This is a genomic window from uncultured Azohydromonas sp., from assembly GCF_937926365.1.
In the GTDB taxonomy this organism is placed as follows: Bacteria; Pseudomonadota; Gammaproteobacteria; order Burkholderiales; family Burkholderiaceae_C; genus Azohydromonas.
In genome coordinates, this window is record NZ_CALAOH010000017.1 from 30467 (window position 1) to 45500 (window position 15034).

Below are 15034 nucleotides of genomic sequence, written 5' to 3' on the forward strand. Positions count from 1 at the left end.
CCAGCGCCGGCCAGCCGCACAAGTCCCCGCGCGCCGTGCCGGCCATTCCGACCAGGAGGCTCGACCATGGACGATCAACAGCAGCGCGGACCGCAGGACGCGCAGATGCAGCAACAGGGTGGACCTTCGGCCCAGCAGGGCGGCAGCCAGCAGCAGGGTGGTCAGCAGTCCCAGTTCAGCGCGTCCTCGGGACAGCAGGGCGGCGCTTCAGGCGGTACCGGCCCGCAGCAGGGCGGCCCCGGCTCTGAGGACACCACCCGCCGCGGCGGCAATCCCTACACCGATTTCTTCACCCGCCGCGGCACCAGCCCCATGGAACTGCTCAAGCGGCTCGACGAGGACGTGGACCGCCTCTTCCACCAGTTCGTCGGCGGCGGGCGCGAACTGCTGCGCAGCCGCCTGCGCGACCGCGGCGGCATGGACTCCACGGCGGACATGGGCAGTAGCTCCGCCGCCGGCAGCAGCGGCGGCACGGACGGGCGACAGACCGAAGCCGCCGGCGGCGCGTCCTCGGCCAGCACCGCCCTGTCGCCGATGTCCGCCTCGGGCTGGCTGCCGGAGGTCGAGGTGTCCGAGCGCAACGGAAAGCTCCACGTCCACGTCGATCTGCCCGGCATGTCGCGCGAGGACCTGCAGGTCCACTTCGACAGCGACCAGCTCGTGCTGCAGGGCGAGCGGCGCAGCACCCGCACCACGAACCAGCCCGGCGGTTACTACCGCACCGAGCGCACCTATGGGCAGTTCCGGCGCGTCATCCCGCTGCCCGAGGGCGTCAACCCCGACACCGCGCAGGCCGGCTTCCACAACGGCGTGCTGGAAATCTGCTTCGACATGCCGGTGCGCCACAACCGCACGCGGCAGATTCCGATCCAGGAAGGCGCCGTGACGCCGGCTACGCCCACGGCCTCCGGCGCTGGCCTGGGCCAGACCGGCTCCACCGGCGGCAGCCCGATGGGCGGCACGGGTGTGGGCGGGGGGCCGTCGATGGGCGGCTCCATGGGCAGCAGCGGTGGCGGGCTCAGCGGCGGCGGCAGCGGCCGGCCGGCCTCCAGCGCCGCCGGCAGCGAGGTCGGGCCTCAGGAATAAGGCGCCCGAACCAGCGCCACGGGGCGCCGCGCACCTTGCCCCAGCCCGCTCCCACCGGGCGGGTGGGGAGAGCGCAGCGGATGCCATCGGGGTCTTCCCGCCGCATCCCGCGAATCAATGGTGATGCACACTCATGTCCATGCTTGACACCATCCCCCTGGGCCGCAGCGAGCTGCGCGTCACGCCCATCTGCCTGGGCACCATGACCTTCGGCGAGCAGGTGGACGAGGCCACCAGCCACCGCATCCTGGACCGCGCGCTGGAGCGCGGCGTCAACTTCATCGACACGGCGGAGATGTACCCCGTGCCGCCCAGCGCGCAGCGCTACGGCGAGACCGAGCGCATCCTGGGCGCCTGGTTCAAGAGCCGCCCCGGCGTGCGCCAGCGCGTGGTGCTGGCCACCAAGGTGGCCGGGCCCTCGCGCTACGACTGGATCGGCGGCGGCGTGCCCGACCTGCGCCCCGAGCGCATCGTCGAGGCCTGCGAGCACAGCCTGCGGCGCCTGGGCGTGGAGTGCATCGACCTCTACCAGATCCACTGGCCCGCGCGCCACGTGCCGGCCTTCGGCGGCGTGTACTTCGAGCCCTCCAAGCTCCGGCCCGTCACCGGCATCGAGGCGCAGCTGCAAGCGCTGGAGCGCCTGGTGCGGGACGGCAAGGTGCGCGCCATCGGCCTGTCCAACGAGACGCCCTGGGGCGTGGCGGAGTTCGTGCGTATCGCCGAGGCGCGCGGGCTGCCGCGCATTGCTACCGTCCAGAACCCGTACTGCCTCGTCAACCGCGTGGTGGACAACGGCCTGGACGAGGCGCTCTACCACGCCCAGGTTTCGCTGCTGGCGTATTCGCCGCTGGGCTTCGGGCTGCTGACGGGCAAGTACGACCAGCGCGGCCTCAACGACGTGGACAACCCCGGCCGGCTGGCGCAGTTCGAGTCCATGAAGCAGCAGCGCTGGGGCCGCATCGAGGCGCTGCAGGCCGCGCGCCACTACAACGCGCTGGCGCGCGCCAACGGCCTCACGCCCACGCGGCTGGCGCTGGCCTGGTGCTACCGCAACTGGCGCGTGGCCAGCACCATCCTCGGCGTCACCAGCGTGGCGCAGCTCGACGAGAACCTGGACGCCTGGGACACGCAGCTCTCGCCGGAGCTGCTCAAGGTCATCGACGACATCCGCTGGTCGCACCGCGACCCGGCACAGTGAAGCGGCCCGCGACAAGAAGAACATGGCAAAGAAGGACAGGCACGTCAGCGAGACGCCCGCGACCCAGTTCCTGCGCCGCCACGGCGTGAGCTTCACCGAGCACCCTTACGAGTACGTGGACCACGGCGGCACCGCCGAGTCCTCGCGCCAGCTCGGCGTGGACGAGCACAGCGTGGTCAAGACGCTGGTGATGCAGGACGAGCGCGCGCAGCCGCTGATCGTGCTCATGCATGGCGACCGCCAAGTCAGCACCAAGGCCCTGGCGCGCGAGATCGGCGTCAAGAGCGTGGAGCCCTGCAAGCCCGAGGTGGCGCAGCGCCACAGCGGCTACCTGGTGGGTGGCACCTCGCCCTTCGGCACGAAGAAGGCGATGCCGGTGTTCGTGGAGGCCGGCGTCCTGGCGCTGGAAAAGATCTGCATCAACGGCGGCAAGCGCGGCTATCTGGTGGGGCTCGATCCCAAGCTGCTCACCATGCTGCTGGACGCCAAGCCGGTGCACTGCGCGTTGTAGAGGCGCGTACCCGGCATCGGGCAAGCGACATGAAAAAGGCGGCCTGGGGCCGCCTTTGTTTTCACCGGAGTGTCTTTGCAGCGTTGCCCGGCGTCAGGCCGTGCCGATCCCGCTCACCCCGCCGGCCTGCCCGCCGCCCTCATCACCCGCAGGCGTATCGGGCGCGAGGCGGAAGCCCACCTTGAGCGTGACCTGGTAGTGGCCGATGCGGCCGTCGATCACGTGGCCTCGTGTTTCCACCACCTCGAACCAGTCGATGTGGCGCACCGTGAGCGCGGCGGTCTCGATAGCGTTGCGGATCGCGTCGTCGGTGCTGGTGGTGGAGGACCCCACCAGCTCGATGAGCTTGTAGACGTGTTCGGACATGGCTTTTTCTCCTTGGCCGCGCCTCGCTCCTCGACGGTCCCGCGACGGCAGGCGCCGGCGGCGCGGCCAGCCTGTGGGGCAAGTCGCCTGCCAGGGCCGCCCAGTCCGGGCCCGGCGAAGCGGGGGAGGGCACGCTCAAGCGAGCTGGCCGCGAGGCGTGCCGCGCCGATCGGCGCGCAGGCGCACCCAGGGCTGCGCCGCCATCTGCCGGTCCTGCAGCCGCGACAGCAGCGCCAGCGCCAGCACCGCGCCCAGCAGCGCCATGAACATGTCGGCCTGGCTGTCGCCCAGGTCGCCCTGCATGCCCATGAAGTCCTGCAGCGGCTGCTGGAAGAACAGCGCCAGGCGCCATTGCAGGATCTCGTAGCACGCGCTCAGCGCCAGCGCCACGCTGGCCGCGAGCACGGCGGCCGCACTCCGGTGCGTCACCCAGGCGCATCGCAGCAGCAGCTCGCGCACCACCAGCGCCGGCACGAAACCCTGCACGAAGTGGCCCAGCCGGTCATACGGGTTGCGCGAGAGGCCCAGTGCATCGGCCAGCCAGAAGCCCAGCGGTACGCGCTGGAAGCTGTAGGCCGCGCCGGTGAGCACCACCAGCGCGAACAGCGACAGCAGCAGGTAACTCAGCGGCGTCAGCGCAAAGCGCCGATGGCTCAGCACCAGCAGCGCCCCAACCCCGAACACCGGCGCGGCCTCGGCCAGCCAGCCGAGGCGGTCGTAGGGCTGCAGCCCCGAGATGATCAGCGCCAGTCCCACCGCCAATGCGCAGGCGACGGGCACGGCGCTGGGCAGCGAGGAGGCGCGGCTGGGGTACTGCATGGTGGGGGTCTCCGAAAGGCGATCTGTGCCGTCCTGTCAACCCCCCGAGCATTCCAAGTGCCCGCCCCGGGTGGGTGTCCGATCAGTGTCCGCCCAGGCGCTTGTGCAGTTGCTTCAGGAACCACCACACGCCGCCGACCACCGGGGCCACGGCCAGGCCCACCACCACGTCGGCCGGGGGCATGACGCTGGCCAGCGCCGGCACGCCCTTGGCCGCCTTGGCCAGGTAGCCCACCAGCCCCAGCGCGTAATAGCTGATGGCCACCACCGACAGGCCTTCCACCGTCTGCTGCAGCCGCAGCTGCAATTGCTGGCGGTGGGCGAACAGCTTGAACACTTCCTGGTTGGTCGCTTCGCGCTGCACCTCCACGCGCACGCGCGCCAAGCTGACAGCGCGGTTGATGCGGTCGGCCACGTCGGTGAGCCGCGCGTCGGTGCTCTCGCACAGCGCCATGGCCGGTGCGAAGCGGCGGCCGAAGAAGCCCGAGAGCGTCTGCACGCCCTCGATGCGGCGCTCGCGCAGGTCCGCCAGGCGGCGCTGCACGATCTGGTGGTAGGCGCGCGTGGCCGAGAAGCGGTAGCGCGTGCGCGCCGCGCCGTGCTCGATCTCGGCGGCCAGCTTGGTCAGCGTCTCGAACGCGGCGGCGTCGTCGTGCTGGTCGTCGTTGGCCATGGCGTCCACGGTGCGCTGCAGCGTGCGCTCCAGGCTCGCCAGGGCCTGTGCCTCCTTCTGCGCCACCGGGAAGCCCAGCATGGCCAGCATCCGGTAGGTCTCGATCTCGCACAGCCGCTGCGCCTCGCGCGCGGCCTGGTCGGTGGGCAGGCCCATGTCCAGCAGCACGAAGCGCGTGAAGCCGTCGCCGCGCAGGCGCAGGTCGGTGAAGACCACCGCCTGGCCGTCGGCGATGACGGCGCCCAGCAGCGGCGCGCCGTCCTCGCACATGTCGCCGCTGCAGCTGCCCAGCGCGGTGGCGATGCGCCGGCGCAGCCGCGGCAGGTTGTCCTCGTCGGCCCGCAGCAGCAGCACGTGGGCCGCGGCGATCATGGGCGTGCCCTCGGGCGGCGCCAGCGCGCGCACGAAGGCCGCGGGCAACAGCTCGGTGGCCGCGGCGTGTTCCAGCAGGTCGTCCAGCGCGCCGTCCTCGGGGGTGCCGCCGGGCAGGTGCAGCGGGCGGTTGACCTGCCAGCTCACGAACTCGCCGTGGCGCTCGAAGCGCATCTCGAAGCGCGGCGTGCGCAGCACGTGGTGCCGCGCCTGCGGCGGCGGCTCGGGCTCGCCGCAGGCACGGCACAGCTCGGCCAGCGCTCCTTCCGCCAGCGCCGCGCTCATGCCCCACTGGGCCCAGGACGACACGACGCTGGGCGTGCGCACCGGCAGCGCCGGGCGCGCATGCAGCTCGCCGTGCAACTCGGTGTGGCTGCGCGGGAGCCAGGCGGCGGGGGGCGGCGCACTCAGTGCGGGCGAGGCGGGCGAAGACTCGGTCAAGGTGTTCATGCGCTTCAAGGGGGCTGCCAGCGTGCCACTGTAATGGGCGCGCCTGACGGGACCGCGCCGCGCCTTGTCAAGGGGGCTCAGGGGGGCGCCGCTTACACTGGTGGGCTCTTAACTGTCTGCACACTGCAACCGAGGGACATGGAGCTGTTGGCTAGCCTGCTGGCGCTGGTGGGCGCGTACCTGCTGGGGTCGCTGTCCTTTGCCGTGATCGTGAGCCGGCTCATGGGCCTGTCGGACCCGCGCAGCTACGGATCGAAGAACCCCGGGGCCACCAACGTGCTGCGCTCGGGCAACCGCAAGGCCGCGGCGCTGACGCTGCTGTTCGATGCGCTCAAGGGCACCGCCGCGGTGCTCATCGCCCAGGCCCTGGCGCCGCGCCTGGGCTTCTCGGACACCACCATTGCCTTCGTCGGCCTGGCGGCCTTCCTCGGCCACCTCTGGCCGGTGTTCTTCCACTTCAAGGGCGGCAAGGGCGTGGCCACGGCGCTGGGCGTGCTGCTGGCGCTCAACCCGCTGCTGGGCCTGGCGACGCTGGCGACCTGGCTGATCGTTGCGTACTTCTTCCGCTACTCGTCGCTGGCGGCCATCGTCGCGGCGCTGTTTGCCCCGTTCTACGAGCTGCTGATCTGGGGCGCGAGCCCCACGGCGCTGGCCGTGGCGGTGATGGGGCTGCTGCTGGTCTGGCGCCACAGCGGCAACATCAAGAAGCTGATGGCCGGCACCGAGAGCCGTATCGGCCAGAAGGCCGCCGCCGCACCGGGCGCGCATGCCGCGCCCGGCCACCACCCCGGCCCCGCGCATCCCCATGCGCCGGGCAAGCACCGCAACAAGCACAAAGGAGCGAAGTGATGGTCCAACGCTACGACGTCGGTTCCCGCCTGTCGGAGATGGCCGTGCACAACGGCACCGTGTACCTGGCCGGCCAGGTGCCCACCGATGCCACCCAGGACATCGGCGGCCAGACCCGCCAGGTGCTGGACCAGATCGACGCGCTGCTGGCGCGCGCCCACACCGACAAGAGCCGGCTGCTGATGGTGCAGATCTTCTTGACGGACCTGGCCGACTTCCCCGGCATGAACGCCGTCTGGGATGAATGGGTGGCCGAAGGCAACGCGCCCCCGCGCGCCACGGTGCAGGCCCAGCTCGCCAACCCGGAGTGGAAGATCGAGATCGTGGCGACGGCCGCGCTCTGACCCTCTGCCGCCCATGAAAACGGCCGCCCTCGGGCGGCCGTTTCGTCTTGCGGCCTGGGTCAGAAATCCAGCCCCAGCTCCGACGCATCCCCCCGCCCTTGCCGCACCAGCACGGGCTCGTCGCCGGAGAGGTCGATCACGGTGGTGGGCGCCATCGGGCAAGCGCCCGAGTCCAGCACGGCCTCGACCTGCTTCTGCAGCCGCTCACGGATCTCCTGCGGGTCGTTCAGCGGATCCTCGTCGCCGGGCAGGATCAGCGTGGTCGCCAGCAGCGGCTGGCCCAGCTGCTCCAGCAGCGCCTGTGTCACGCGGTGCTCGGGTACGCGCAGGCCGATGGTGCGCCGCGAGGGATGGCTCAGCCGGCGCGGCACCTCCTTGGTCGCCTCCAGGATGAAGGTGAAGGGCCCCGGCGTGGCCAGCTTCAGCAGCCGGTACTGATGGTTGTCCACCCGGGCGTAGCTGGCGAGCTCGGAGAGGTCGCGGCACAGCAGCGTGAGGTGGTGCTTCTCGTCCACCTGCCGGATGCGGCGCAGCTTCTCCGCCGCCGCCTTGTCGTCCAGCTGGCACACCAGCGCGTAGCTGGAGTCGGTGGGCACGGCGCAGATGCCGCCGCCTTGCAGCATCTGCGCCGCCTGCTTCAGCAGCCGCGGCTGCGGGTTCTCGGGGTGGAGCTCGAAGTATTGGGACATGCTTTTTGTTGTCGATTCCGTTCGGGCTGAGCTTGTCGAAACCCTGCGGCCCGGCCAAGCTGCTGGCCCTTCGACAAGCTCAGGGCGAACGGAAAGAGGTTTGCGTCAGGGCGTGTGCACCCGCTCGGCCAGCATTTCCCACACCGGGATCAGCTTCGGCGGCAGTAGCGGCAGGGTGCCGATGTCGGTATGGCTTTCGTCGGGACTGTGGAAATCGCTGCCGCGCGAGGCGTAGAGGCCGAGTTCCAGCGCCAGGGCGGCGTACTTGCCGTATTCGTCGGGGCGGTGGCTGCCGGTGACCACTTCCACCCCTTCGCCACCCAGGGACTTGAACTCGCTGAAGAAGGCGTGCTCCTCCAGCGGCGTGAAGTGGTAGCGCCCGGGATGCGCGATGACGGCCATGCCGCCGGCGCCGCGTATCCAGCGCACCGCGTCGGCCAGCGTCGCCCAGCGGTGCGGCACGAAGCCGGGCTTGCCCTCGGCCAGGTAGTGGCGGAAGACCTCCGGCGTGCTGGCGCACACGCCGGTCTCCACCAGGAAGCGCGCGAAGTGCGTGCGCGAGACCAGCTCGGGGTTGCCCGCGTACTTCAGCGCGCCCTCGTAGGCGCCCTCGATACCCACCGCCGCCAGCGCCTGCGCCATCTCGCGCGCGCGCTGGCCGCGCCCGCCGCGTGTGGCCTCCAGGCCCTCGCGCAGCGTCGGATCGTCGATGTCGAAGCCCAGCCCGACGATGTGCACCGTCTTGCCGGCAAAGGTCACCGAGATCTCCACGCCGCTGAGGAAGGGCATTCCCAGCTCCAGCGCCGCGCGGCGCGCGCGGTGCTGGCCGCCGATTTCGTCGTGGTCCGTGAGGGACCACAGCTGCACGCCGTTGGCGTGCGCCCGGGCCGCCACGCCTTCCGGGCTCAACGTGCCGTCGGACACGTCGGAGTGGCAGTGCAGGTCGGCGTTGAGTGCAAGGGCTTCGATCACTGGAGGATTGTAGGCAGCGGGGTCCTGGCGGAACTTACGCGGCTTGGTGGCGCGGATGGCGCCCCGGCCGCGACCGGACCGGGACGCCCGGGCCGCGCTTCAGCGCTGCACCCGCAGGATCTGGCCGGGGTTCTCGTCCGTGATCAGGTACAGCCAGCCATCGGGCCCCTGGCGCACGTCGCGCACCCGCTTGCCCAAGTCGCCGAACAGCCGCTCGCGGGTGGCGACGCCGGTGCCGCCGGGCGTGAGCCGCCACACCGCCCGGTCCAGCATGGCCGCCACGAACAGGCTGCCCTGCCACTCGGGGAACTTGTCGCCCGTGTAGAAGCTGATGCCCCCGGGCGCGATGGAGATGGGCACCCACCAGCTCAGCGGCTGCTGCAGGCCCTCCGCCGCGGAGGCGCCGCCCACGGGGGTGCAGCTGTCCACCGGCGTGGCGCCGTACTCGCAACCGTAGGAGATCAGCGGCCAGCCGTAGTTGAACCCGGGCTGCACGATGTTGATTTCGTCGCCGCCCTGCGGACCGTGCTCCGCTTCCCAGAGCGCGCCGGTGACGGGATGGAAAGCCAGGCCCTGCGGATTGCGGTGGCCGATGCTCCAGATCTCGGGTGCGCCGCTGCCGACGGCGTAGGGGTTGCCCGGTGCCGGTGCACCGTCGGTGGTGATGCGCGCGATCTTGCCGATGCCGCTCGCCGGGTCCTGTGCCTGGCCGCGCGTGCCGGCTTCGAAGCGGTCGCCCAGCGTCACCAGCAGCGCACCGCTGGCATCGAACAGCAGCCGCCCGCCGTAGTTGCGCTCGCCGTTGACCTTCGGCTCCTGGGTGTAGATCTTGCGCCCCTGCTCCAGGCTGGCCAGGTCCGCCGAGAGCTCGGCGCGCCACACCGCCAGGCCGCTGGCGCCGCCGCTGCCTTCCTCGACGTAGCTGAGATAGACGCGCCGGTTGGTGGCGAAGGCCGGGTCCAGCACCACGTCGAACAGGCCGGCCTGCAGCGGAGGGTTCGCGTTCTGGTTGCTGGCGAAGATCCGGGGCAGCCCGGTGATGGGCGCCGAGAGCCTGCTGCCGTCGGCGCTGAGATGGCGCAGCCGCCCGGGCCGCTCCGTCACCAGCATCGACCCGTCCGGCAGGAAGGCCAGGCTCCACGGGTGCACCAGGTTGCCGCGCAACGTCGAAATCTTGGCCGGTCCGGGTTCGGCAGGCGCCGGGGCTGGCGGCGCGGGTTCGGGCGCCGGAGACGGCGTCGCTGGCTCCGGCACGGGCGCCGCAGGTTCGGGCGCCGGAGACGGCGGTACGGACGGCGCGGGGTCCGGCGAGGGTGCGGTCACCGGGGCCCCCACGGGCCCGGCGGTCCCACCGCCGCCACCACCACCGCCACCGCAGCCGGTCGTGGCCAGGGCCACCGCCACGGCGGCGCTCCAGAGCCACTGCACGCGCCGGGGCAGCGAAGAAGCCGATGCGCCCGCATCGGCGCACGCCGGGGCGCGGGGGCAGTCCAGAAGACGGGGAGTATGGTTTTTCATGGCGAGTCCCCTCTCAGCGTGCGATGCGCAGGATGCGGCCGTTGTCCTCGTCGGTCAGCACGATCAGAGCACCGTCGGGCGCTTGCTTCACCTGGCGCATGCGCCGGCCCAGGCCGCGGTACAGGGCCGAGCGCGACACGACCTTGCGGCCATTGATGACCAGGCGCCACAGGGCCTGGTCCTTGAGTGCGGCCACGAAGAGGTTGCCGCGCCATTCGGGGAACATCGCTCCGCTGTAGAAGCCGATGCCGCTGGGCGCGATGGAGGTCGGCACCCACCAGGTCTGCGGTTGCTCCAAGCCGGCTGCGACGCTTTGTCCGCCGACCGGGGTGCAGTTGCCTACCGGAGTGCCGTACTCGCAGCCATAGGAGATGCGTGGCCAGCCGTAATGCTGGCCGCGCTCGATGACATTGACCTCGTCACCACCCTGCGGCCCGTGCTCGGCCGCCCACAGGTCACCCGTGAAGGGGTTCACTGCCAAGCCCTGCGGGTTGCGGTGGCCGCGGCTCCAGATCTCGGGCCGCGCACCGGCCTGGCCGAACCAGGGGTTGTCCGCCGGCACACTGCCGTCGCGGTTGATGCGCACGATCTTGCCGTGGTGCGAGCCCAGCCACTGCGCCTTGAGGCGCTGGCCGCTGGTGAAATGGTCGCCCAGCGTGACGAAGAGCTTGTTGCCGTTCAGCGCCATGCGCCCACCGTAGTTGGCGACGCTGACGCCGACCGGTACCTTGGGCGCGGCGCGGAAGATCACGCGCAGGTCGCGCAGGCTGTTGTTCACCAGCCGTGCGCGCGCCACGGCGATGCCCACGGCGTTGTACTGCGGCCCGGTGCCGCGCTCGGTGTAGCTGAGGTAGACCCAGTTGTCGCCGCCGAGCTGCTCCGTGAGCACGTCCAGCATGCCGCCCTGTCCACCGACGAAGATGCGCGGCGGCAGCCCGGTGATGTTGACGATGCTGTTGCCGTTGGCGCTGATGCGGCGCAACCGCCCCGCGCGCTCGGTCACGAGCATGCTGCCGTCACCCAGGAAATCCACCCCCCAGGGATGGTTGAGCCCGGTACGCAGCGTTTGCGCGGCCGGTAGCGTCTCGGCCGCAGCTTCGGCTGCGTGCTCCAGGGCCATCGGCGCCTCGGTGGCACTGCCAGCATCGCCCCCACCGCCGCAGCCCGGCAGCATTGCCGCCAAGCCCGCCATTCCACCCCAACCGGCGAACCGGTTGAGCGCTTGGCGCCGCGAGCAATTCGCGGCCAGCACGGACTCACCCGCGCATTGCAGATCACGCATACGCACCTCAACGACGTTTTTTCCGAACACGCTGTCCGTCCGGGGCCGCTTCGTGTGGCGGTAGGACGACATGCGTTTTCAGCAGTTGACGTGCCCAGCGTGGGGCTTGCCCACGGGCGCGACGCAGCCGGTGCCGCGGCCTGGGACCGCGGGCCGCGCCGCGGTCGCTCAGGGCGCGCGGCGTGCGCCCTTGCGGTGGGACGACCTGTGGCGCAGGGCCACCGCGGCGCCCAGCGCCGCCCCCACCAGCGCCAGCGAGCCGGGCTCGGGAACGGCGTGGCTTTGCGGGGGCGAAACCAGCCCGCCGGCGGGCTCCGACAGGCCACCCTGGGGCGAGGAATTGAAGCCGCCGTCGCCCGCCGGACGCACGTAGACGCTCAGGTGCGAGAGGTCCTGGCGCACGCCATTGACGTTGAAGGAGGGCGAGAGCCAGGTGCCGCCGCCGGAACCGTCGAAGGCGACATCGTGAAAGTAGTAAAGGCCGTAGCCGTTGCCGGACTTCAGCGCGACCACCATGTCGAGCAGGACCGGGTCGGTACCCATCCCGGTGCCCGTGAGCGTCCAGTGGCCTGCGGGGGCCTGGGCGCCCGCGTCCACGGAGAACCTGATGCCCAGCACCTGGTTGGACACGTTGTTGCCCCCGGTGTTGTCCTTGGCCGCCAACATCCAGCCGCTGCCCCAGCTCAGGCCCAGGTCGTCGATGCCCTTGTCGTTGCCGGGGACCAGGCCGTAGAAGTCGTTGGCCGCGGCCAGCTCGGTGTACGCATCGGCGCCGTAGGTCATGCCGCTGCTGTCGGGTACGGCACCTTCGCCTGCCGCGCCGCTGTCATTGGGAACATCGCTCCAACCGGGCGAGGCGTTGTTGCCGTTGCCCTGGCCATTGCCCTGGCCCTGGCCCTTGCCCTGGCCCTTGCCGTGACCCTGACCGGTGGAGGTGGCGGCGCTGGACGGGGGGATGCTGGAAGCGTTGACGGTGCCGGAGGCCATGAGAGGCGCCGCATGCACCGAGATGGCGGCACTGCCGAGAAGGGCTGCACCGAGAAGCCAACTGGCCTTCCGCTGGATGCCCATGACCTGCCTCGATTTCCTGCTGCTACTACGCCCTGTTTATCGGCAGGGCAGCAGGCGGCTTGATGGGGCAGGCTTCGCGGGGCTTGATTCCTGTCAAGAAAACGGGTTTTCCCTGGTCGGGCCGGCCCCGTCCCGCACGAGGCCGCAGCCCGGGCGTCTCAAGCCTGCGCCTGCACTTCCATCTGCAGCCGCTGCTGTCCCTGCCAGACGTCCAGCCTGACGCGGTAGGCCAGCCGCACGGTGCCGGGCAGGGGTGTGACGTGGTTGAACCAGATCGCGTCGCGCAGCACGCCGTGCAGCTTCAAGCGCAGCTTCAGGTGGCGCTCGCCCACCAGGCGCTGCGCCACCACCTGCACCTCGTCGCAGAACAGCGGTGCGTCGAAGGCTTGGCCCCACACCTGCGCCTCCAGCGCCTGCACGGTGGGAGCGTCGAACCACTGCGGTGGCAGCGGCCCGTCCACGGGCAGCCGGCGCTGCAGCGTTGCGGCGTCGAGCTGCTCCTCGGCCACCGTCACCAGCAGTTGCGCGAAGCGCGGGAAGTCGCCCTCCGCCAGCGTGCAGCCCGCCGCCATCGCGTGGCCGCCGAACTTCAGCAGCAGCCCCGGCGCGCGCTTGCTCACCAGGTCCAGCGCGTCACGCAGGTGGAAGCCCGGGATGGATCGGCCCGAGCCCTTGAGCAGCCCGTCCTGGCCGCGCGCGAAGACGAAGGTGGGACGGTGCAGCCGCTCCTTGAGCCGCCCGGCCACGATGCCGACCACGCCCTCGTGGAAGTCGGGGTCGTACAGCGCCACGGCGGCCGGGGAGTCGGTGGACTCGCCTTCGGGCGCGAGCTGCACCAGCAGGTGCTCGGCCTGCTCGCGCATGCCGGCCTCCACCTCGCGGCGCTCGCGGTTGATGGCATCGAGTTGCTGCGCCAGCTCGCGCGCGCGCGCCGGGTCGTCGGTGAGCAGGCACTCGATGCCCAGCGTCATGTCCGCCAGCCGCCCGGCAGCGTTGACGCGCGGGCCCAGCGCGAAGCCGAAGTCGAAGGCGCTGGCGCGCAGCGGGTCGCGCCCGGCCGCGCTGAACAGTGCCTCGATGCCCGGCTGCATGCGCCCGGCGCGGATGCGCTTGAGGCCCTGCGACACCAGGCGGCGGTTGTTGGCGTCGAGCTTCACCACGTCGGCGACGGTGCCCAGGGCGACGAGGTCGAGCAGGGTGTCCAGCTTGGGCTGCGTCTTGAGGTCGAAGCGGCCACGCGTGCGCAACTCGGCCCGCAGTGCCAGCAGCACGTAGAACATCACGCCCACGCCCGCCAGCGACTTGCTCTCGAAGCCGCAGCCGGGCTGGCTGGGATTCACGATGACGTTGGCCTCGGGCAGCAGCACCTGGCCGGCTTCGACGGCGGGGAGGTGGTGGTCGGTCACCAGCACGTCGATGCCGAGCTGGCGCGCATGCGCCACGCCCGCGAGGCTGGCGATGCCGTTGTCCACCGTCACCAGCAGGTCCGGCCGCAGTGGCCGCGCCAGGTCCACGATGGTCGGGCTCAGGCCGTAGCCGTGCACGGCCCGGTCGGGCACCACGTAGCACAGCGAATCGGACGCGGCGCCGAGCATGCGCAGGCCGCGCAGGGCGACGGCGCAGGCGGTGGCGCCGTCGCAGTCGTAGTCGGCCACGATGCAGATGCGCCGCCCGCCCTCCAGGGCGTCAGCCAGCAGCGTGGCGGCCTCGGCGCTGCCGCGCAGCGTGGCCGGCGGCAGCAGGCGGCCGAGGGCGTCGTCCAGCTCCTCGGCGGCGCGCACGCCGCGCGCGGCGAACAGCCGCGCCAGCAGCGGGTGCACGCCGGCCTGCTCCAGCGCGTGCACCGCGCGCGGCGGCACGTCGCGCAACTCCAGCACGGGTTCGGTCATAGGCCCTCCAGCAGCGTGCCGGCGCGCCCGGTGCGCGTGCCGCCCAGGAGTTGCCACCAGCGCCGGGGCTGCGGCTGCAGCGTCAGCGCGCTGCGCTCGCCGCACAGCACCAGGGTGCCTGCGCCGGCCTGCGCCAGCGGGGCGATGTGCTCCTCGTCCAGCGCGGTCCAGTCCTCGCGCCAGGCGTCCCAGTCCTCGTTGAGCGCGGGCGTGCGCAGCCGCTCGTCCACGCGCACGGAAGCTTCGTCGCGCGCGGGCTGGGCCGTGCCGCAGCCGCTGAGCCACGCCCCGTTGACGGGGAGCTCGCCGCGCGCCTCGCGCGCCTCGTTGACCGGGTGGCTGAAGAACATCATCTGCACCTCGTTGAGCAGGCGGCGCAGCAGCCGCGGCTGCTCGGGCAGGTCGCGGTGCAGCGCGTGGCCGATGAGACGGTCCGGCGCCGCCGTGGGCAGCTGCTCCAGCAGCGGGTGGGTGATCAGCCAGTTCAGCGGCCCGTGCCAGTGCAGCTCGAAGCCCTCGGAGACGAAGAGCTCGCCCACGGCCTCGAACAGGCGGCGCGACTCGTCCCCGGCTAGGTTCAGCAGGGCCGGATCGGTGAGGCCGATGTGGTCGCTGCCCAGCAGCAGGTGCACGGGCGTGAGGCGGCCCCAGGGGCGCTGCGGCGGCAGCCCGGCTGCGGCGGCGTCGTGCGCGGCCCAGGGAATCAGCCCGTCCTGCACCTCCCAGCCCAGTGAGCGCGCCAGCGCGCGCTCGTGCGGCGGCGACAGCGAGGCCTCGTCCCCATCGTCGCGCGCGGTCTCGCGCCAGCGCGAGAGCAGGGCATCCAGGTGCGGCAGCCGCAACGACTGCAAGGCTTGCCGGCCGGCTTCGGACAAGGGCGCGGCGAAGGGAATCAGCAAATGCATGGACGGAATTATCCGGGGCGGCTTCGGGCGGGGGCCGTGC

The 15034-nt window shown here is 71.6% G+C and carries 15 protein-coding genes; 5 read left to right on the plus strand and 10 right to left on the minus strand.

Features of this window, described 5'->3' with window-relative positions; all coding sequences use genetic code 11:
• Positions 1–66 precede the first annotated feature (66 nt).
• From Q0741_RS01200 to ybaK, 3 genes are all read left to right on the plus strand, one after another.
• On the plus strand, positions 67–1086 hold the full coding sequence (locus Q0741_RS01200) for an Hsp20/alpha crystallin family protein (RefSeq protein WP_298231377.1): 1020 nt from the start codon (positions 67–69) through the stop codon (positions 1084–1086).
• 133 nt (positions 1087–1219) lie between these two features.
• A complete protein-coding gene (locus tag Q0741_RS01205; protein WP_298231378.1) occupies positions 1220–2284 on the plus strand; it encodes an aldo/keto reductase in 1065 nt (354 codons plus the stop codon).
• 22 nt (positions 2285–2306) lie between these two features.
• A complete protein-coding gene (gene ybaK, locus Q0741_RS01210) occupies positions 2307–2795 on the plus strand; it encodes a Cys-tRNA(Pro) deacylase (RefSeq protein WP_298231379.1) in 489 nt (162 codons plus the stop codon).
• A gap of 93 nt (positions 2796–2888) precedes the next feature.
• Here ybaK and Q0741_RS01215 read toward each other — a convergent pair whose 3' ends face one another.
• From Q0741_RS01215 to Q0741_RS01225, 3 genes are all read right to left on the minus strand, one after another.
• On the minus strand, positions 2889–3161 hold the full coding sequence (locus Q0741_RS01215; protein WP_298231380.1) for a dodecin: 273 nt from the start codon (positions 3159–3161) through the stop codon (positions 2889–2891).
• Positions 3162–3296: 135 nt separating this feature from the next.
• Positions 3297–3980 carry a DUF2238 domain-containing protein gene (locus tag Q0741_RS01220; RefSeq protein WP_298231381.1) on the minus strand — a complete coding sequence of 228 codons (684 nt, stop codon included), beginning with the start codon at positions 3978–3980 and terminating at the stop codon, positions 3297–3299.
• An 82-nt stretch (positions 3981–4062) separates the two neighbouring features.
• A complete protein-coding gene (locus Q0741_RS01225) occupies positions 4063–5475 on the minus strand; it encodes a DUF3422 domain-containing protein (RefSeq protein WP_298231382.1) in 1413 nt (470 codons plus the stop codon).
• A gap of 138 nt (positions 5476–5613) precedes the next feature.
• Here Q0741_RS01225 and plsY point away from each other — a divergent pair, with 138 nt between their 5' ends.
• Together plsY and Q0741_RS01235 are read left to right on the plus strand one after the other, a co-directional pair.
• Positions 5614–6324 (plus strand): glycerol-3-phosphate 1-O-acyltransferase PlsY, encoded by a 711-nt coding sequence (gene plsY, locus Q0741_RS01230; protein WP_298231383.1) that lies wholly within the window; start codon positions 5614–5616, stop codon positions 6322–6324.
• Entirely contained in the window at positions 6324–6668 is a 345-nt protein-coding gene (locus tag Q0741_RS01235) for a RidA family protein (protein ID WP_298231384.1), read from the plus strand. The genes plsY and Q0741_RS01235 overlap by 1 nt, the downstream gene beginning before the upstream one ends.
• A gap of 59 nt (positions 6669–6727) precedes the next feature.
• Here Q0741_RS01235 and Q0741_RS01240 read toward each other — a convergent pair whose 3' ends face one another.
• The 7 genes from Q0741_RS01240 to Q0741_RS01270 all read right to left on the minus strand — a co-directional run bounded on the left by Q0741_RS01240 (position 6728) and on the right by Q0741_RS01270 (position 14994).
• The gene (locus tag Q0741_RS01240) at positions 6728–7357 is read right to left on the minus strand and encodes an L-threonylcarbamoyladenylate synthase (protein ID WP_298231385.1); all 630 of its coding nucleotides are present in this window, start codon (positions 7355–7357) and stop codon (positions 6728–6730) included.
• A 105-nt stretch (positions 7358–7462) separates the two neighbouring features.
• Positions 7463–8326 (minus strand): 3',5'-nucleoside bisphosphate phosphatase, encoded by an 864-nt coding sequence (locus Q0741_RS01245; RefSeq protein ID WP_298231404.1) that lies wholly within the window; start codon positions 8324–8326, stop codon positions 7463–7465.
• A 102-nt stretch (positions 8327–8428) separates the two neighbouring features.
• Entirely contained in the window at positions 8429–9493 is a 1065-nt protein-coding gene (locus tag Q0741_RS01250; RefSeq protein ID WP_298231386.1) for a PQQ-dependent sugar dehydrogenase, read from the minus strand.
• Between the two features lie 367 nt (positions 9494–9860).
• Entirely contained in the window at positions 9861–11039 is a 1179-nt protein-coding gene (locus Q0741_RS01255) for a PQQ-dependent sugar dehydrogenase (protein ID WP_298231405.1), read from the minus strand.
• A 258-nt stretch (positions 11040–11297) separates the two neighbouring features.
• On the minus strand, positions 11298–12116 hold the full coding sequence (locus Q0741_RS01260; RefSeq protein ID WP_298231387.1) for a PEP-CTERM sorting domain-containing protein: 819 nt from the start codon (positions 12114–12116) through the stop codon (positions 11298–11300).
• Between the two features lie 242 nt (positions 12117–12358).
• On the minus strand, positions 12359–14089 hold the full coding sequence (gene recJ / locus Q0741_RS01265) for a single-stranded-DNA-specific exonuclease RecJ (protein WP_298231388.1): 1731 nt from the start codon (positions 14087–14089) through the stop codon (positions 12359–12361).
• Entirely contained in the window at positions 14086–14994 is a 909-nt protein-coding gene (locus Q0741_RS01270) for a hypothetical protein (protein WP_298231389.1), read from the minus strand. The genes recJ and Q0741_RS01270 overlap by 4 nt, the downstream gene beginning before the upstream one ends.
• Positions 14995–15034 lie beyond the last annotated feature (40 nt).